General features: G+C 68.9%; 18 protein-coding genes and 2 pseudogenes. 14 read left to right on the forward strand and 6 right to left on the reverse strand.

Annotated features, from left to right (window positions below; translation table 11 throughout):
• Positions 1–30 precede the first annotated feature (30 nt).
• The 5 genes and pseudogenes from AC2W7M_RS06370 to AC2W7M_RS06390 form a co-directional block, all read right to left on the reverse strand.
• The gene (locus AC2W7M_RS06370; RefSeq protein WP_486131018.1) at positions 31–570 is read right to left on the reverse strand and encodes an NAD(P)-dependent oxidoreductase; all 540 of its coding nucleotides are present in this window, start codon (positions 568–570) and stop codon (positions 31–33) included.
• On the reverse strand, positions 567–995 hold the full coding sequence (locus AC2W7M_RS06375; RefSeq protein WP_486130992.1) for a Rossmann-fold NAD(P)-binding domain-containing protein: 429 nt from the start codon (positions 993–995) through the stop codon (positions 567–569). Before AC2W7M_RS06375 ends, AC2W7M_RS06370 begins: the two co-directional genes overlap by 4 nt.
• 116 nt (positions 996–1,111) lie before the next feature.
• Positions 1,112–2,122 carry an ABC transporter substrate-binding protein gene (locus AC2W7M_RS06380; protein WP_486130994.1) on the reverse strand — a complete coding sequence of 337 codons (1,011 nt, stop codon included), beginning with the start codon at positions 2,120–2,122 and terminating at the stop codon, positions 1,112–1,114.
• 71 nt (positions 2,123–2,193) lie between these two features.
• Positions 2,194–3,188, reverse strand: a pseudogene (locus AC2W7M_RS06385) (acyl-CoA carboxylase subunit beta).
• The gene (locus tag AC2W7M_RS06390) at positions 3,188–3,778 is read right to left on the reverse strand and encodes a carboxyl transferase domain-containing protein (protein WP_486130996.1); all 591 of its coding nucleotides are present in this window, start codon (positions 3,776–3,778) and stop codon (positions 3,188–3,190) included. The pseudogene AC2W7M_RS06385 and the gene AC2W7M_RS06390 overlap by 1 nt, the downstream one beginning before the upstream one ends.
• A gap of 396 nt (positions 3,779–4,174) precedes the next feature.
• Between AC2W7M_RS06390 and AC2W7M_RS06395 the strand changes: the two genes are divergently transcribed.
• From AC2W7M_RS06395 to AC2W7M_RS06460, 14 genes and pseudogenes are all read left to right on the forward strand, one after another.
• Positions 4,175–4,798 (forward strand): GntR family transcriptional regulator, encoded by a 624-nt coding sequence (locus AC2W7M_RS06395; RefSeq protein WP_486130997.1) that lies wholly within the window; start codon positions 4,175–4,177, stop codon positions 4,796–4,798.
• Complete coding sequence (locus AC2W7M_RS06400) at positions 4,795–6,060, forward strand: CaiB/BaiF CoA transferase family protein (RefSeq protein ID WP_486130998.1); 1,266 nt, start codon at positions 4,795–4,797, stop codon at positions 6,058–6,060. Before AC2W7M_RS06395 ends, AC2W7M_RS06400 begins: the two co-directional genes overlap by 4 nt.
• The gene (locus AC2W7M_RS06405; RefSeq protein WP_486131000.1) at positions 6,057–7,595 is read left to right on the forward strand and encodes an acyl-CoA carboxylase subunit beta; all 1,539 of its coding nucleotides are present in this window, start codon (positions 6,057–6,059) and stop codon (positions 7,593–7,595) included. The genes AC2W7M_RS06400 and AC2W7M_RS06405 overlap by 4 nt, the downstream gene beginning before the upstream one ends.
• Before the next feature lie 13 nt (positions 7,596–7,608).
• Positions 7,609–8,946: an acetyl-CoA carboxylase biotin carboxylase subunit gene (locus AC2W7M_RS06410; protein WP_486131001.1), complete on the forward strand. Its 1,338-nt coding sequence runs from the start codon at positions 7,609–7,611 to the stop codon at positions 8,944–8,946.
• Between the two features lie 80 nt (positions 8,947–9,026).
• Positions 9,027–9,248 carry a biotin/lipoyl-binding carrier protein gene (locus AC2W7M_RS06415; RefSeq protein WP_486131003.1) on the forward strand — a complete coding sequence of 74 codons (222 nt, stop codon included), beginning with the start codon at positions 9,027–9,029 and terminating at the stop codon, positions 9,246–9,248.
• A gap of 54 nt (positions 9,249–9,302) precedes the next feature.
• Positions 9,303–10,171, forward strand: a pseudogene (locus tag AC2W7M_RS06420) (ABC transporter ATP-binding protein).
• A gap of 7 nt (positions 10,172–10,178) precedes the next feature.
• Positions 10,179–11,072 carry an ABC transporter permease gene (locus AC2W7M_RS06425; RefSeq protein ID WP_486131020.1) on the forward strand — a complete coding sequence of 298 codons (894 nt, stop codon included), beginning with the start codon at positions 10,179–10,181 and terminating at the stop codon, positions 11,070–11,072.
• A gap of 125 nt (positions 11,073–11,197) precedes the next feature.
• The gene (locus AC2W7M_RS06430; RefSeq protein ID WP_486131005.1) at positions 11,198–11,485 is read left to right on the forward strand and encodes a UxaA family hydrolase; all 288 of its coding nucleotides are present in this window, start codon (positions 11,198–11,200) and stop codon (positions 11,483–11,485) included.
• A gap of 2 nt (positions 11,486–11,487) precedes the next feature.
• Positions 11,488–12,654: a UxaA family hydrolase gene (locus AC2W7M_RS06435; protein ID WP_486131022.1), complete on the forward strand. Its 1,167-nt coding sequence runs from the start codon at positions 11,488–11,490 to the stop codon at positions 12,652–12,654.
• 97 nt (positions 12,655–12,751) lie between these two features.
• Positions 12,752–13,780 carry an ABC transporter substrate-binding protein gene (locus AC2W7M_RS06440; RefSeq protein ID WP_486131007.1) on the forward strand — a complete coding sequence of 343 codons (1,029 nt, stop codon included), beginning with the start codon at positions 12,752–12,754 and terminating at the stop codon, positions 13,778–13,780.
• A 27-nt stretch (positions 13,781–13,807) separates the two neighbouring features.
• Positions 13,808–14,602: an Ldh family oxidoreductase gene (locus tag AC2W7M_RS06445; RefSeq protein WP_486131009.1), complete on the forward strand. Its 795-nt coding sequence runs from the start codon at positions 13,808–13,810 to the stop codon at positions 14,600–14,602.
• Positions 14,603–15,028: 426 nt separating this feature from the next.
• On the forward strand, positions 15,029–15,325 hold the full coding sequence (locus AC2W7M_RS06450; protein WP_486131011.1) for a UxaA family hydrolase: 297 nt from the start codon (positions 15,029–15,031) through the stop codon (positions 15,323–15,325).
• Positions 15,322–16,482, forward strand: a complete 1,161-nt coding sequence (locus AC2W7M_RS06455) for a UxaA family hydrolase (protein WP_486131013.1) — start codon at positions 15,322–15,324, stop codon at positions 16,480–16,482. Before AC2W7M_RS06450 ends, AC2W7M_RS06455 begins: the two co-directional genes overlap by 4 nt.
• 222 nt (positions 16,483–16,704) lie before the next feature.
• On the forward strand, positions 16,705–17,451 hold the full coding sequence (locus tag AC2W7M_RS06460) for a sulfite exporter TauE/SafE family protein (protein WP_486131014.1): 747 nt from the start codon (positions 16,705–16,707) through the stop codon (positions 17,449–17,451).
• Between the two features lie 74 nt (positions 17,452–17,525).
• Here the strand turns inward: AC2W7M_RS06460 and AC2W7M_RS06465 are convergent.
• Positions 17,526–18,102, reverse strand: a 577-nt coding sequence (locus AC2W7M_RS06465) for an aminopeptidase N C-terminal domain-containing protein (RefSeq protein ID WP_486131016.1), incomplete at its 5' end; no start/stop codon positions are given.

The raw sequence follows: 18,102 nt of genomic DNA on the forward strand, positions 1-18,102 counted from the left end.
CGGGGCGCCTGCCCGCGCCATTGGGAGCCGTTAGCGGCCCTGCGCCGCGTCGGCGACCGTGGGCGTTGCGCCCTCCAGAACCCGGGCGACATTCTCGGCCACCAGGAGGCTGGCGCGCAGCACCGCGTCCTTGGTAATGCCGGCGATGTGGGGCGAGAGCAGAAGGTTGGGCACGTCGGCGAGATGCGAGCCGGCCGCCACGGGCTCGGTCTCCATCACGTCCAGCATGGCGCCGGCGAGGGCGCCGGATTTCAGCGCCGCCGCCAGCGCCGGCTCGTCGACGATGCCGCCGCGCGCGGTGTTGATCAGGTAGGCCCCGGCCGGCAGCCGGGCCAGCGCCGCGGCATCGATGAGATGGCGCGTCGCGTCGGTCAGCGGCACGTGGATGCTCAGGATATCCGAGCCTGCCAACAGGCTCTCCACATCGGCGCAGCGCCGGTCCGCCTGCGCCCAGGCCGGGTCGCCTTCGGGCACATAGGGGTCATAGGCCGAGACCGCGATGCCGAACGCCTTGGCGCGCTTCGCCACCTGGCGGGCGATGGCGCCGAAGCCGACGAGGCCGAGCGTCAGCCCCTTGGCATCGCGCGCCTTGAAGCGGGTGCGCGGCCAGGCGCCGGCGCGACCTCAGCGGTCGCCTGGAAGGCGCCGCCGCGGGTGAGGCTGAGCAGCGCCCCCATCACGAACTCCGCCACCGTCTCGTCATTGGTGCCGGTGGCCGGCAGCACGCTGATGCCGGCGGCGGCGCAGGCGGCAAGGTCGATATTGTCGAGGCCGACGCCGAGCCGGCCCACGGTCCTCAAATGCGGCGCCTGCGCCAGCAGGGGCGGGCGCACCTGCGTGCGGTTGCGCACGATCAGGCCGCGGCAATCGGCGAGCAGGGCGGCGAGCGCCGCCGGGCGGTCCACCAGATCGGGGTCGTAGACGGTCTCGTGGCGCGCGGCAATCAGGTCGACGCCGTCCTGGTCCATGAACTCGGTGATGACAACGGCAGGCATGGCGGGGCCTTGGCAAGGGGGAGGGTGCGCCTGCCCGGCGCTAGGGTTCGCGCCGGGCAGGCAAAAGGAAGAGCGGCCGGGCGGTCAGGGCTGGCCCGGCCGCAGTGCGGCAGGTCCTAGCTTCCCTTGAGCTGGTGCGCTTCGGGGAAGAAGAGATCCTGCCAACCGGCGGGCTTGTTTTTGACCGAGCCCACCTGGTTGAGGAATTTCGCAAACGCCATGGTGCCCTGGGGGGTCATCGTATAGATCACCTCCGGCTTGGTGATGATCTCGTCGATGAAGGCCTGGTCCAGCTTCGACTTGTCGTATTCCTTGTAGAAGCGGGCATATTTCAGCTTGTCGGCGTTGATCTTCTCGATCGCCTCGTTGAGTCCGGCGACGAAGGCTGCATAGGTCTTGGGATTCTCGTTGCGGAACTTCGCGGTGGTCCACACCGCGTTGAAGGTGTGCGGCTCGCCCACCACATCGTAGGAGGAGAACACCCGGTGCACCTTCGGGTCGCGCAGTTCCTGGTACATGAAGGGCGGTGCGGTGAGGTGGGCCGTCACCTCGGTGCGGCCGGACATCAGCGCCGCCGCGCCGTCCGGGTGCGCCATGGCGACCGTCAGGCGGTCCAGTTCGTTGGCCTTGCCGGGGCCGAACGCCTTCTCCGCCGCCATCTGCAGCACCACGGCCTGGATCGAGGTGCGCACCACCGGCAGCGCGATCCGGTCCTTGTCGGTGAAGTCCTTGATGGTCTTCACGTCGGGATTGATGGTGTTGAGATAGAGCGGCATCGAATTGATCGAGGCGATGCCCTTCACGTCCAGGTTGCCCTTGGTGCGGTCCCACACCGTGATGAGCGGGCCGAGGCCGCCGGAAGAAATCTCCAGGTTGCCGCCGATCAGCAGATTGGCCTGCACCGTGCCGCCGTCCACCACCAGCCATTCGGACGTGCTGTCCAGCCCCGCCGCCTTGGCGTGCTTCTCGAACAGCTTCTCGTGCTCCATCACCAAGAGCGGCAGGTAGCTGATGCCGAAGCCCTTGGCGATGCGGATCTTGGATACTTCGGCATGAGCCGGCGCGGCGAGCGCGGCCCCGGCGGCGAGGGCGAGCGCGAAGGCTGCCCTGCGGGTGAAAACGCCCATGGTCTTCCTCCTCTTGTCGTTGCATTGGCCGGCGGACTGCCGCCGGCTTTGGCCGCTCTGTGGCGGCTTCGTCAGGGCCGGACGCCGGCCTTGAGCTTGGGACCCACGTTCTGCGCCAGCGCGCCCTGCGCGGCGTCGATGAAGCGGATGAGGTAGGGCCGCGTCTCCCGCGGATCGATCACGTCCTCCACCGCGAACGCCTCGGCGGTGCGCAAAGGCGAGGCCAGCGCGCGCAACTCCGCCTCGATCTCGCGCTCGCGCGCCAGCGGGTCGGGCGCGGCCTGGATCTCGCGCTTGAAGGCGGCGGCGACGCCGCCCTCCACCGGCAGCGAGCCCCATTCGCCCGAGGGCCAGGCGATCTTGAGGTCGAGGCCGCGCTTGGAGGTGGTGGCCATGCCGGCCATGCCGTAGCACTTGCGGATCACCAGCGTGATGGTGGGCACCGAGAGCTGCCCGCCCACATAGACGCAGCGCATGCCCTCGCGCAGGGTGGCGGCGACCTCCGCCTGCTGGCCCACCATGAAGCCCGGCACGTCCACCAGGAAGATCAGCGGGATGTTGAAGCAGTCGCACAGCTCCATGAAATGGGTCTGCTTGCGCGCCGCCTTCACGTCCATGGCGCCGCCATTGACCATGGGATTGTTGGCGACGATGCCGACCACCTTGCCGTTCAGCCGCGCGAACTGGGTGATGACCGACTTGCCGAACGAGGGCTGGATCTCGAACCCCGAGTCCCTGTCCACGATCAGCTTGATCAGCCGGCGCATGTCGTAGGGGCGGCGCGCTCGCGCGGAACGATGGAGAGGAGGGCCTCCTCCATGCGGTCCACCGGGTCGCCGGTCGTCACCACCGGCGGCAGTTCCCACACATTGGCGGGCATGAAGGAGAGGTAGCGCCGGATCATCTCCAGGCAGGCGGCCTCGTCCTTGGCGAAATTGTCGATGGTGCCGGCCACGTCCACCGCCACCGCGGCGCCGCCCAGCTCCTCCTTGTCGATCTTCTGGCCGAGCGAGCGCTCCACCACAGGCGGGCCGGCGGCGAACACCTGGCTCGTGCCCTTCACCATCACCGACCAGTGGGCGAGGATGGCGCGCCGGCCGGGCCGCCCGCGGCGGTGCCCATGACCGCGCACACCACCGGGACCTTGCCGAGCAGCTCGATGGAGCGGTCGAAGCTGTCGACGCCGGGGAACACGGTGTAGCCGCGCCGGCGCGCGCTCGTCACCGTGCCGCCGGCGCCGTCGATCAGGCTCACCAAGGGAATGCGGTAGTTGGCGGCGAGGTCCTCCACGAACCCGCCCTGGCCGCCCTTGCGACGGAAGCCGCCCCAGCTGGTGCCGCCGCGCACGGTGAAGTCCTCGCCGCCCACGGCGACGGGCCGGCCGTCGATCTGCGCGAGGCCCATCACGTAGGGTGCCGGGGTGACGCCCACGAGCTTGCCGTCCTCGTAGCGGGCCTGGCCGGTCAGGCTGCCCACCTCCTGGAACGAGCCTTGATCCACCAGGCCGCCGATGCGCTCGCGGATGGTCAGGCGGCCGAGCGAATGGTGCTTGGCGATCGCTTCCGGTCCGCCGAGGCCCTCGGCATGGCGGCGGCGTTCGGCGATCTCGGCGGCTTCGGCAGCCCAGCTTTCGGGCGGGGCGGGGCGCTCATTCATGATCGGTCTTCCCAGGCGTAGGGAGGGGGCGGGCGGCGCGGCGGCGGAATGCGGAGCGCGCAATGATGTTGCGTATGCGAAGGCCTTTCTGGAATTTTGCGTCGCCGCATCGCGGGCTTGGCCATGCTCGAACGGCCGGCGACGGCCCGGCAGAAGGCCCGCCGGCGTCACATAAAATATTTCAATACAATGGGTTTTCGGCTCCCAGCCGCTGGCGGCACCGGTCATCGGCCTCCCTCTTTTTATTGTGTCGACACTTTTGTCGACTTTTGCAGTGCGATAATGCAGATACTTTTGTTGACAGAAGTGTTGAATGTAACTTTCATGGCGTCAAGACGCTTCTGAGGAACGGAGGTTTTCGTGGGGAAGGCGCGTGACGGTCGCACGGCGGCAGAGGTGGCTTTGATCCTGCGGGAGCGCATCTCGGGGCATCAGTTGCCGCCCGGCAGCAAGCTCCAGGAGGTGGAGCTTGCGGAGGAGTTCGACGTCTCCCGCGCCTGCATCCGCGAGGTGCTCGGCTTCCTCGAGCAGCGCCGCCTGATCCGCCGCGAGCCCAACCGCGGCGCGGTGGTGGTCCGCCTGGAGGTGGAGCAGGTGTTCGCGCTCTACGAGGTGCGCGAGATGCTGGAGGGCCTGTGCGCGCGGCTCGCCGCCGAGAAGGCGGACCCGGCCTCGTGGCAGGACCTGACCGAGACCTTCGACGGCCCCATGGCGCGCTATGTGGAGGATGCGAACGTGAGCGCCTTCGTCACCGAGCTGGACGGCTTCCGCCGCCGCCTCGTCACCTGCGCCGCCAATCCGGTGCTGAGCGACGCGCTCGATTCCATCCGCGACCAGACCAAGGTCATCATCCGCCGCATCATCGTGCTGCCGGGCCGCATGGCGACCGGCCTCGCCGAGCACCGGGCGACGCTCGCGGCGCTGCGCGCCGGCGATCCGGACGAGGCGGAGCGCTGCGCGCGCGCCAACATCCGCAGCGCCAAGTCCTTCCTCAAAAGGTTCGAGGCCTACGTCCTGTGAGCGATCCGAGCCCCATCTCCCCCGGCGCCGGCCCGCTTTCCGGCATGAAGGTGCTGGAGCTCGGCTCCACCGTCGCGGGGCCGTTCTGCGGCCGCCTTCTGGCCGATTTCGGCGCCGAGGTAGTGAAGGTCGAGCCGCCCGAGGGCGACGTGGTGCGCACCATGGGCAAGATGATGGAGGGCAAGTCCCTCTATGCCGCCAGCATCTTCCGCAACAAGCGCCTGGTCAGCCTCGACATGCGCACCGACGCCGGCCGCGCGCTGGTGCGCGAGATGGCGGCGCGCTGCGACGTGCTGGTGGAGAATTTCCGCCCCGGCTCGCTGGAGAAGTGGGGCATGGGCTACGACGTGCTCAGCCGTGCCAATCCCGGCCTCGTTCTGGTGCGCATCTCCGGCTTCGGCCAGACCGGACCCTACAGCACGCGGCCGGGCTACGGGGTGATCGGCGAGGCGGTGAGCGGCATGCGCCATATCACCGGCGATCCGGACCGCCCGCCGGCCCGCGTCTCGGTCTCGCTCACCGACTACATCACCGGCCTCTATGCCGCCTTCGGCGCCTCCATGGCGCTGCTCGCCCGCACCCGCACCGGGCGCGGGCAGGTGGTGGACGCGGCGCTCTCGGAATGCGCCTTCTCCTTCATGGAGCCGCACGTCCCGGCCTACGACAAGCTCGGCCACGTGGCGGGGCGGACCGGCTCGGCGCTGCCGGGCAGCGTGCCGAACAACCTCTATCCCACCGCCGACGACAGCTTCGTCCACATCACCGCCATGGGCGACGCGGTGTTCGCGCGCCTCGCCGCCGCCATGGGGCGGGCGGACCTTTCCGCCGACCCGCGCTTCGCCAAGGCGAAGCAGCGCGTGGGCAACGTGGACGCGCTTGACGCCATCATCGCCGACTGGACCGCGACCCTGCCGCGCGCCGAGCTGGAGGCGCTGCTGATCGACGCCGCGGTGCCGGCGACGCGCATCTTCACCATGGCCGACATCTTCGCCGATCCGCACTACGCGGCGCGCGGCATGCTGGTGAAGGCGCCGAGCGCGGAGTTCGGCGAGGTGGTGATCCCCGGCATCGCGCCGGTGATGTCGCAGACCGCGGGCGCGGTGCGCCATGCCGGCCGGCGCATCGGCCAGGACACGCGCGCCGTGCTCGCCGACTGGCTCGGCACCGCCGGCGCCGAACTCGACGCGCTCGAACGGACCGGCGTCATTCAACAGGACAAGGCCGCCCACGACGCGGCGAAGGGGGAGCGGATTTCGGCATGACCACCATGAAGGACGCCCAGCTCTGCGAATACGACGCCCGCAAGGCGCAGGCCCTCGCCATGGGCGGCGAGGCCAAGCTCGCCGCGCGCCGCGAGAAGGGCCAGCTGGATGCCCGCGAGCGGGTCGCGCATTTGCTCGATGCCGGCTCGTTCGTGGAGAGCGGCCTGTTCGGCACCTCCATCCTGCCCGAGGAGCGCGGCCGCACGCCGGCGGACGGCAAGATTGCCGGCTACGGCAAGATCGCCGGCCGCCAGGTGGCGGTGGTCTCCAACGACTTCACGGTGAAGGGCGCCTCCTCCAGCGCGGTGAACGGGCGCAAGATCGGCCATATGAAGCGCACCGCCACGGCGCGCGGCATGCCCATCGTGTTCCTCGGCGAATCCTCCGGCGCCCGCATGCCCGACACCATGGGCGCCGCCGGCATGGGCACCATGCTGGGCAACGACCCGACCCAGTACCAGCGCATGCGCGAGACGCCATGGGCCTCCGCCGTGCTCGGTCCCTGCTTCGGCTCGTCCTCCTGGTATGCGTGCCTCTCCGACTTCAACGTGATGCGCAAGGGCGCGGTGTTCGCGGTGTCGAGCCCGCTGCTCGTCTCCAAGGCGGTGAACGAGAAGATCGACCCCGAGGAACTGGGCGGCTGGCGCCTGCACGCCGAGACGACGGGCCTCGCCGACCTCGTGGTGGACACCGACCAGCAGGCGCTCGACGCGGTGAAGACCTTCCTCTCCTACATGCCGGCACACCACCGCCAGGCGCCGCCACGCGCCAGCGTGCCGGAAGGCTCCGGCGCCGACATGGGCGGCATCCTCGATCTGATGCCGGAGAAGCGCACCCAGGTCTACGACATGCGCAAGATCGTGCGCACCATCGTCGACAAGGACAGCTTCTTCGAGCTGAAGGCGCGCTTCGGCAAGGCGCTGCTGACGGGGCTTGCGCGCATCGACGGGCGCACCGTGGCGATCATCGCCAACAACCCGCTCCACAAGGGCGGCGCCATGGACACCGACGCCTGCGAGAAGGGCACAAGCCTTCTCGTGATGGCCGACAGCTTCAACATCCCGGTGGTGATCCTGGTGGACACGCCCGGCTTCATCATCGGCAAGGAGGCCGAGCAGCGCCGCGCGCCGGGCAAGATCATGAACTTCATGAACGCGCTCGCGCTCTGCACCGTGCCGAAACTCTCGGTGGTGGTGCGCAAGAGCTACGGGCAGGCCTATCTCAACATGGGCGGCGGGCGGAACTCGGACGAGATGGCGGTGTGGCCCACCGCCGAGATCTCGTTCATGGAGCCGGCCTTCGCCGCCTCGGTCGTCACCGGCGCGGAGGCGGGCGACCCCGCTTATGACGCGGCGCTCGCGAAGATGCAGCGCGAGACCAGCGTGTGGGACATCGCCTCCATCTACGCCGCCCAGGCGGTGGTGCGGCCCGAGGAGACCCGCGACTGGCTGGCGCAGATGCTGGAGGCGCACGAGCTGCGCCTGACGGGCGGGGTGGGCCAGCACCTCATGCGCGCCTGGCCCACGAGCTTCTGAAGGGAGGACGCCCATGTTCGAGAGCATCCTCATCGCCAACCGCGGCGCCGTCGCCGCCCGCATCGTGCGCGCCTGCAAGGCGCTCGGCGTGCGCTCCATCTGCCTCTATTCGGAGGCCGACGCCGACCTGCCCTTCCTCAAGGAGGCCGACGAGGCGCACGAGATCGGCCCCGGTCCCGCCCCGCAATCCTATCTTGACCAGGAGAAGGTGCTGGCGCTGGCCGAGACGGTGGGCGCGCGCGCCATCCATCCGGGCTACGGTTTTCTTTCGGAGAATGCGGACTTCGCCGAGAAGGTGATCGAGCGCGGGATCGCCTTTGTCGGCCCCGCGCCGCGATTCATCCGCGCCATGGGGCACAAGACCCGCGCCCGCGACCTCGCGGCGGAGCACGGGCTTCCGGTGGCGCCGGGCACCCAGCTCGTGAGCGAGAACCTCGACGATCTGCTCGCCGCCGCCCGCACCATCGGCTACCCGCTGATGGTGAAGCCGGCGGGCGGGGGCGGCGGCATCGGCATGCTGCCGGTGCACGACGAAAGCCAGCTCGCGGCGGCGGTGGAGCGCTCGCGCTCCATGGCCCAGCGCGGCTTCGCAAATGCCGAGATCTATCTCGAAAAGCTCATGCGCACGCCGCGCCACATCGAGTTCCAGGTGGTGGGCGACAGGGCCGGCAACGTGCGCCACGTGTTCGAGCGCGACTGCTCGGCCCAGCGCCGCAACCAGAAGATCATCGAGGAGGCGGTCGCCCCCGGCGTGCCGCGCGCGGTGATCGAGGCGCTCGGCGAGAAGATCGCGCGCGTGCTCACCGACATCGGCTACGACAATATCGGCACCGTCGAGATGCTGATGGACGCCGACGGCACCTTCTCCTTCCTGGAGATGAACACCCGCCTCCAGGTGGAGCACGGCGTGACCGAGGAAGTCACCGGCGTCGACCTCGTCGCGAGCCAGATCCGCCTCGCCGCCGGCGAGCCCATCGACGCCGTGCTGCCCGTGCCGCCGAAGGTGAACGGCCATGCGGTGCAGGCGCGCGTCTATGCCGAGGATCCCAAGCGCTTTCTGCCCTCGCCGGGCGTTTTGTCCACGTTCCGCGTGCCGGAGGGCATCCGCGTCGAGACCGGCTATGGCGAGGGCTGCCGGATCTCCACCTTCTACGACCCGCTGGTGGCCAAGGTGATCGCCCACGGCGCCACCCGCGCGGCCGCCACCGAGCGCCTTTGCGCCGCGCTCGACGCGTTCGTGATCGAGGGCGTGAAGACCAACATCCCGGCGCTCCAGACCATCCTGCGCTCGCAGGCGTTCCGCGACGGGCAGGTGCATACCGGCCTGGTCGGGGAGGTCATGGCGGCATGAAGTTATGGCGGCATGGAGGTCATGGCGCCATGAAATTATTCGCGGCGGTCCCGTTGGCTTTGGAATGATGAGAGGAAATAATGAGCCGTCAGGAAATAAAATCTGAGATCACCGGCACGGTCTGGAAGATTTTGACTGAGCCGCAGCAGGCTGTTGCGGAAGGGGATACCTTGATGATTCTGGAATCCATGAAGATGGAAATTCCGGTTATCGTGGAAGATGGCGGCGTGGTGGTTGAGATTACCGTAGCCGAGGGAGACGCAATCCAAGAGGGTCAGGTGGTCGCAATCGTCGAGACCTGACCAGCCCAGCAGCCGCGCACCGGAACACCGGGCGCTCGACGGAGGGAGGATTCAATGCTCGCACACGCGCCGGAAGGACGGACGAGTACGGCATACGACTACACCGCAGCGGCCGGACGCCAGCACGGCCAGGAGACACCGGTCCTCAGCGTCGAGGGCGTGACGCTCCAGTACAAGACCAAGGACCATCTCGTCACCGCCACCTACCAGGTGGGCTTCGACGTGCACCAGGCCGACCGCTTCGTGCTGCTCGGGCCGTCGGGCTGCGGCAAGTCCACCCTGCTCAAGGGCATCGCCGGCTTCATGAAGCCGGTGGAGGGCGAGATTCGGCTCGACGGCAAGGTGGTGGACCGGCCGGCCCGGACCGCATGATGGTGTTCCAGGAGTTCGACCAGCTTCTGCCGTGGAAGACGGTGCTGGAGAACGTGATGTTCCCCATGCTGGTGTCGCACCGCTGGGGCCACAAGGAGGCGCGCGAGCGTGCGCTCGCCGCCATCGCCAAGGTCAACCTGACCAAGTTCCACGACGTGCATCCGCACATGCTCTCCGGTGGCATGAAGCAACGCGTGGCCATCGCCCGCGCCATGGCCATGGAGCCGAAGATCCTGCTCATGGACGAGCCGTTCGCCGCGCTCGACGCGCTCACCCGCCGCAAGATGCAGGAGGAACTGCTGCTGCTGTGGGACGACCTGCGTTTCACCGTGGTGTTCGTCACCCACTCCATCGAGGAGGCGATCATCGTCGGCTCGCGCATCCTCGTGCTCTCGCCCCATCCGGGACAGGTGCGCGCCGAGCTGAACTCCCACGAATTCACCCACGCCCACCAGGGCGGCACCGAGTTCCAGTCGCTGCAGCTGCGCATCCACGAAATGCTGTTCGCCGAGGACTTCGAGCCCGAAGCTGCGGAGGTGCGACATGGCTGACGTCTCGATGTCCGACGGCGCCGGCACGGCCGGCCGCCGCGTTCCCCCGGTACGCCCCGAGCGTGCCGCCGATCGCCGCCAGCTCGGCTATGTCGGCGCGGTGGAGCGCCCGCTCTCTTTGTGGGAGCGCCTGTATGGCTATGCCTGGCTGAGGCGGCTTTGCATCCTCGTGGTGCTGGCGCTCGCCTGGGAACTCTATGCGCGCTGGATCAACAACCCACTGATGCTGCCCTCCTTCTCGGAGGTGGTGGGGGCGCTCTACGAGGAGACGGTCCACGGCCCGCTGATCGACCGCACCTTCACGACCATCCAGGTGCTGCTGATCGGCTACAGCGTCGGCCTGTCGCTCGCCGCCGTGCTGACCACGCTCGCGGTATCAACGCGGCTCGGCAACGACGTGCTGTCGACGCTGACCGCCATGTTCAACCCGCTGCCGGCCATCGCGCTTCTGCCGCTGGCGTTGTTGTGGTTCGGCCTCGGCATTCCGAGCCTCGTCTTCGTCATCGTGCACTCGGTGGTGTGGGCGGTGGCACTCAACACCCATACCGGCTTCATGTCGGTCTCGCAGACCCAGCGCATGGCGGGGCAGAATTACGGGCTTCGGGGCATCCGCTACGTGGTGCTGCTGCTGATCCCGGCCGCCTTCCCCTCCATCCTCGCCGGCCTGAAGATCGGCTGGGCCTTCGCCTGGCGCACGCTGATCGCGGCGGAGCTGGTGTTCGGCGTGTCGTCCCGCTCGGGCGGCCTCGGCTGGTACATCTTCGAGAACCGCAACCAGCTCCTCACCGCCAACGTCTTCGCCGGCCTGCTGATGGTCATCATCATCGGCCTCCTGGTGGAGAGTGTGATCTTCCGCACTCTCGAAAAGCACACCGTCCAGAAGTGGGGCATGCAGAACTAGCCTCTGCGTGCCGGCAACAGACACCGCGGCGCGCCGCAGCCGACGATAGCGGGAGCCGTCGGCGCCGCGGGCCAAGAAAAAATCCGAAGACGAAAAGTAAAGACAAATAATATCGGGAGGAGACCATGGAGGAACCGGACTTCCTCGTGCACCACAAGGGCGACACGCTCGGCGTCGTCGTCGTGGAGGGGGTCAAAGCGGGCCAGACCCTGACGGGCTGGGTGATGGATGCGGACGAGACCACCACCGTCACGGTGCTCGCCGACATCCCGCTCGGGCACAAGGTGGCGCTCGCGGCCATCGACGACGGCGCCAACGTGATCGAGTACGGCAACAATGTCGGCCGCGCGGTCGAGGCGATCCCGGTGGGCGGCTACGTCCACTACCACAACATCAAGAGCAACAGGTGGTGACGATGGCCCGCGATCATTTCTACGGCTTCAGGCGCGAGAACGGTCGCGTCGGCGTGCGCAACCACGTCCTCATCCTGCCGGTGGACGACATCTCCAATGCCTGCTGCGAGGGCGTCGAGCGCCTCGTGTTCGGCACCATGGCGCTGCCCCACTCCTACGGCCGGCTGCAATATGGCGAGGACCTCGACCTGCATTTCCGAACCCTCATCGGCTGCGGCGCGAACCCCAATGTCGCCGCCGTGGTGGTGATCGGCATCGAGCCGGGCTGGACCGAGAAGATCGTCGAGGGCATCGCCAAGACCGGCAAGCCGGTGGCGGGCTTCCATATCGAGGGCCGCGGCGAGCTCGCGACCATCGCCTCGGCCTCCAAGACCGCGCAGGACTTCGTGAAGTGGTCCACCGAGCAACAGCGGGTGAAGGCCGGGATCGAGGAATTGTGGGTCGCCACCAAGTGCGGCGAGAGCGACACCACGTCCGGCCTCGGCTCGTGCCCGACGGTCGGCAACCTGTTCGACACGTTCGACGCCAAGGGCGCCACCCTGTGCTTCGGCGAGACCACCGAGATCACCGGCGGCGAGCACCTGTGCGCCTCGCGGGCGGCGACGCCCGAGGTGGCCGCCAAGTTCATGAAGGTGTTCCAGGACTACCAGGACGAGGTGACGCGCTTCAAGGTGGACGACCTGCTCGACAGCCAGCCCTCCAAGGGCAACAAGGCGGGCGGCCTCTCCACCATCGAGGAGAAGGCGTTCGGCAACCTGGAGAAGATCGGCCGCAACTGCCGCTATATCGACGTGCTCGGCCCGGCCGAGACGCCCCAGAAGGGGCCGGGCCTCTATTACATGGACACCTCCAGCGCCGCCGCCGAGTGCCTCACCGTGCAGGCGGCCGGCGGCTTCGTGGTGCACCTCTTCCCCACCGGCCAGGGCAACGTGGTGGGCAATCCCATCATGCCGGTGGTGAAGCTGACCGCGAACCCGCTCACCGCCCGCACCATGCCCGAGCACATCGACCTCGACGTCTCGGACCTCCTGAAGCGGCGCATGAACATCGACCAGGCCGGCGAGGCGCTGATCGACATGACGCTGCGGACCTGCGACGGCCGCTACACCTGCTCGGAGACGCTGCGCCACCGGGAATTCTCGATGACGAAGCTCTACCGCAGCGCGTGACCGGCGGCGCCGGGCGCACCCAACGCCAATCGCCCGGCGCCGTCCAACATCGGAACGAGACCGCGCCAATGCGGCTGTTCGGAAGGGAGAAACGCACATGAACGCCAACGTTTCCAACGCCTTGCGCCGTATGGTCGGCGCCGCGGCCGGTGCCGCCGCCCTCCTCGCACTCGCCGGACCCGCGAGCGCGCAATTGACCGAGATCCGCATCGCCAAGGGGTTCGGCATCCCCTATCTGCCGATCACCGTGATGGACCAGCAGAAGCTGGTGGAGAAGCAGGCCGCCGCCGCCGGCCTGGGCCCGGTGAAGGGCGTCTACATGCAGCTCGCGAGCGGCGCCGCCATGACCGAGGCGCTGCTCTCCGGCAACCTCGACTTCGCCACCGGCGGCCCCGGCCCGCTGCTCACCGTGTGGGACCGCACCAAGGGCAACCTGAACATCAAGGGGATTGCCGCGGTCTCCTCGATCCCGGTCTATCTCAACACCATCAACCCCAACGTGAAGACCATCGCCGACTTCACGGACAAGGACCGCATCGCGGTGCCGACCGTGGGCGTCTCCACCCAGGCGGTGACGCTGCAGATCGCGGCCGAGAAGCTGTTCGGCAAGGGCAAACACAACCAGCTCGACAAGCTCACTGTCTCGGTCGCGCCGCCGGACGCCCACAACGCCATGATGAGCGGCGGCACGGAGATCACCGCCAACTTCACTAGCCCGCCCTTCATGTACCAGCAGGTGAAGGACGGGAAGGCGCGCCGCATCCTGACCTCCTACGACGTGATGGGCGGCTCAACCAGCTTCATCCTCATGTGGACGACGGAGAAGTTCTTCAAGACCTATCCGAAATACTTCGACGTGGTGCTGGCGGCGCTGGAGGAGGCGAACGCCTTCATCAAGGCCAACCCGCGCCAGGCGGCGGAGATGTTCATCGCCGCCGAGAAGTCGAAGCTTCCGCTCGACTTCGTGGAGGAGATGATCAAGGACCCGGACGTGATCTTCACCTCCTCGCCGCAGAACCTGATGGTCTATGCCGAGTTCATGCAGCGCAACGGCGCCATCAAGAACAAGGCCGAGGACTGGAAGGCCGTGTTCTTCCCGCCGGTTCACACCCGGTCGGGATCCTGACGCGCATCCCGAGCCGGAGCCAAGCCCATGAAGACGTTCTATCCAACGGAACCGCTTGCGCACTGGCTCGGGACCGTCTTTGCCGCCATCGGCGTTGCGCCCACGCTCGCCGACCGCGCGGCGCGGGCGATCGTGCGCACCAATGCGCGGGGCATCGACACCCACGGCGTCGCCCGCGTGCTGATCTATGTGGACAAGCTGATGGCCGGCGAACTGAATGCGGGCGCCGAGGTCCGCTTCGAGGATCGCAACGGCCTGCTCCACGTCCATGCGGACGGGGCGCTCGGCCAGGGCGCTGGCCTTATGGCGGTGGACGCCGCCGCGGCTCGGGCGCGCGAGACCGGCGCCGTGGTGGCGATCCTCCACGATGTCGGCCATCTCGGTGCGCTCGGCCTCTATGTGGGCGAGGCGGCGGACCAGGGCATGCTCGCCTTCATGGTCCAGTCCACCCCGCCGGTGATGGCGCTGCCGGGTTCGCGCGGCGCCGCCATCGGCAACAATCCCATCGCCTTCGCCAGTCCCGTGGCGGGCGGCGCGCCTTTGGTCTTCGACATGGCGACCAGCGGCGTCGCGCGCGGCAATGTGGTGATGGCGGCGCGCGCCGGCAGGTCCATCCCCGAGGGCTGGGCCATCGATGCCGAGGGCAACCCCACCACCGATGCCCAGGCGGCGCTGCGCGGCGCCATGCTCCCGGTGGCGGGCCACAAGGGCATCGGCCTCGCCATGCTGGTGGAGTGCTTCGCGGGCTCGCTCTCGGGCGCCAAGCCGCCGCCCATGGCCGCCACCGGCGGCAGCGCGCCGAGCCGGGTCGCGCCTTCCTGATGCTGGTGAACCCCGCGCTCGCCACCGCCCGGGGCCTATGGCGCCCACCTCGCCGAGTGGATGGAGACCTACAAGGCTGCCTCCGGTGCCGAGGGCCGCTATCCCGGCGAGCGCGCGCAAGCTTTGGAGATGGAGCGCCGGCGCACGGGCATTCCGCTGCCGCCGGAGACGGTCGCGACCTCATGCGCGCGGGAGAGAAGGCGGGCGTGCCGTTTAACGTCGCACCCGTGGAGACGGCGCCGTGAAGGAGGACCGGTCTGTCGCGTCTGGCGCGGCGTGCGATTGCGCCCAATGCGCGGCGATGCCCGCCCGCCATGGCGTCTTCCCCGTCCAACTCGCCGGCCATGATGATCGGCGGGAAGTCCACCGACCTCGTGCGCGCCGATGCTGCCCGCCGCTCCAATGCCTGACCAAGGGATGACCGCAATGCCGAGAGCCATCGTCCTCGATCCCGGCGACAACGTCGCCACCCTCATCGATCCCGCCCGCACGGGGGAGGCGGCGGCGCTCGCCGGCGCCCGGACCGGCAGCGTCACGCTCGCGGGCGACGTGCCTTTCGGCCACAAGATCGCGCTCGCCGACATCGCCGCCGGAAGCGACATCCTGAAATATGGCCAGGTGATCGGCCGTGCCACCGCCGCCATCCCGGCGGGCGCGCATGTGCATGTCCACAATGTCGAGGCGCTGCGCGCGCGCGGCGACGTGAGCGGGAGGGCGGCATGAGCGGCGCGACATTCCTCGGCTATGGCCGCCCGGACGGCTCGGTGGGCGTGCGCAACCACGTCGCCGTCGTCTCGGTGATGGACAATTGCAACCCCGTTACCCGCAAGGTGTCGGAAGCGGTCTTCGGCACCATCCCCGTGACGACGCTGTTCGTGCGCGGCCAGCTCGGGCGCGACCTCGACATCACCCTCGACACGCTGGCCGGGCTGGCGCGCAACCCCAACATCGCCGCGGTGCTGCTGATCGGCCTCGAAGGGGCCATGACCGAAGCGCTGGCGCGGCGCATCCGGCCCTGCGGCAAGACGGTGGCGGCGGTGGTGATCCAGGAGGTTGGCGGCACCATCAACGCCATCGCGGAAGGCACCCGCGCCGCCGCCCGGCTGGTGCGCGAGGCCTCGCGCCAGCGCCGGGCGGAATTCCCGCTGTCCAAGCTGGTCATCGGCGTCGAGTGCGGCGGCTCGGACACCACGTCGGGCCTCGCCTCCAACCCGGCCATCGGCGTGGTCGCCGACCGGGTGGCGGCGGCGGGCGGCACGGTCATCATCTCGGAGACCTCCGAATTCTTCGGCGCCGAACACCTGTTCGCCGAGCGCGCCCGCTCGCCGCAGGTGAAGGCTCAGTTCCTGGAGGCGGTGCAGGGCTTCGAGCGCGAGATCATGGCGCACGGCATCGACCTGCGCGGCTCGAACCCGACGCCGGACAACATCCTCGGCGGCCTCACCACCATCGAGGAGAAGGCGCTCGGCGCCATGGCGAAGGCCGGCAAGTCGCCGCTGGTGGGCGTGCTGGCCTATGGCGAGGCGCCGCGCGAGGCGGGCCTCAACTTCATGGCGACCCCGGCGCCGGCGGTGGAATCGCTCACCGCGCTGGCCGCGGGCGGGTGCCAGATCTGCCTGTTCTCCACCGGCGTGGGCAATCCCATCGGCTCCATGGTGTCCACCACCATCAAGGTCTCCGGCAACCGCAACACCGTCGACTTCTTCGCCGACAATGTGGACTTCGACGTCACCGGCGTGCTGGAGCGCGGCGAGCCGCTCGCAGAAGTGGGCGGGCGGCTCGGCGACTACACGCTCTCGGTCGCCTCAGGCGAACTGACCTCCAGCGAGGTGCTGGACGTGCGCGAGACCTGCATCAGCCGCTTCCTGCCGTCCATGTGAGGCGGCAGGCGATGGCGCAGCGGATGGACGGCGCGGGGATCGGCACCCGCCGGGGCGCAGGGGGAGGGATCATGCCTGCCATTGAGCCGCCGCGCCCGCTATCCCGGTGTCGTTTGGGGCGAAAACGCTCTCGCTCTCAGGTATTTGAGTGTCGGGCGAACTGATCTTCGCCCGCCCGCCTCCACGTTGCCGGAGCGCCGCAGCCCGGCGCGGAACGATCCCATGGACATCCTCGCCACCAGCCTGCCGCTCATCGCTTCGGCCTATGCCCTCGGCGGCTTCGTGAAAGGCGTGATCGGCATCGGCATGCCGCTCATCATCGTGCCGATCCTGTCTTTGACCATGCCGGTGCCCAGCGCCATCGCCCTCGTCAGTATTCCGGTGCTGGTGAGCAACCTGGTTCAGGTGGCGGAGCTGAAGACCGTGCTGCCGGCGCTGGGACGGTTCAAATGGCTGCTGATCGCCCTTGTGCCCGGGGCGGTGATCGGCGCCTCCCTGCTCATGAGCCTCGACCAGCACCAGCTTTATCTGGTGCTCGGGGCGGCGCTGCTGGTGTTCTCGCTGCTCGGCTTCGTGCCGGTGCCGGAGGGGCGCCTCACGATCGACGAGCGCCGGTGGAACCCTCTGGCAGGCTTCGGCATCGGCGTTCTGGGCGGGCTGTCCTCGTTCCCCGGCCCGCCGCTGGTCCTCTATTTCATGTGGCTGCGGGTGGACAAGGACGTCTTCGTCGGCACCAGCGCCTCGGTCTATTTTCTCACCGGCGTGCCGCTGATGGTCACGCTGGTGGCGCACGGCGCGCTCGGCTGGCGCGAGGCGCTGATCTCGACGCTCGGCCTGGTGCCGCTGCTCGCCGGCATGCGGCTCGGCACCCTCATGCGCAACCGCCTCTCGCAGACCACCTTCCGCCGGATCATGCTCTGCGCCGTGGCCGTGATCGCGCTGGAGCTCTTGCGGCGCGGGGTGATGTGACGGGCGGATGGCCGGCGCCCGCCTCGCGCGTCATGATCCGCGCGAGCGCCGGCCCGGCGGCCGGCGCACGTGCCTCAGCCCAGGCTGCGGGTGGCGATGTCGGCCACGTCCGGCGATAGTCCCGGCGTGTCGGCGACCCGCCGCAACGCGGCTTCCGCATGGCCCCGGCGCCCCGGCTCCAACTGGCGCCAGGTCTTGAAGGCCGAGAGCAGGCGCGAGGCCACCTGCGGGTTCTTGGCGTCGAGGCTCAGCACCACGTCGGCGAGGAAGGCGTGGCCGGCCCCGTCGGCGCGGTTGAACTGGGTCGGGTTGGTGGCCGCGAATGCGCCGACGAGCGCCCGCACCCGGTTCGGATTGCCCATGGAGAAGGCGGGATGCAGCATCAGCGCCTTGACCCGCTCCAGCGTGCCCGCCTCGGGGATCTGGGCCTGGAGCGTGAACCACTTGTCGATCACCAGCGCGTCGCTCTCGAAGCGGGCATAGAAGGCGTCGAGCGCCGCCGCGCGCTCCGGTCGGTCGTGCTGGGCGAGCACGGCGAGCGCGGCCATGCGGTCGGTCATGTTGTCCGCCGCCGCGAACTGCGCCTCGGCGCGGGCGATGCCCTCGTCCGCGCCCGAGCGGCGAGATAGTCGAGCGAGACCTTGTCCACCA

The sequence above is a fragment of the Xanthobacter sp. BG11Y11_SDJG genome, from assembly GCF_057364445.1.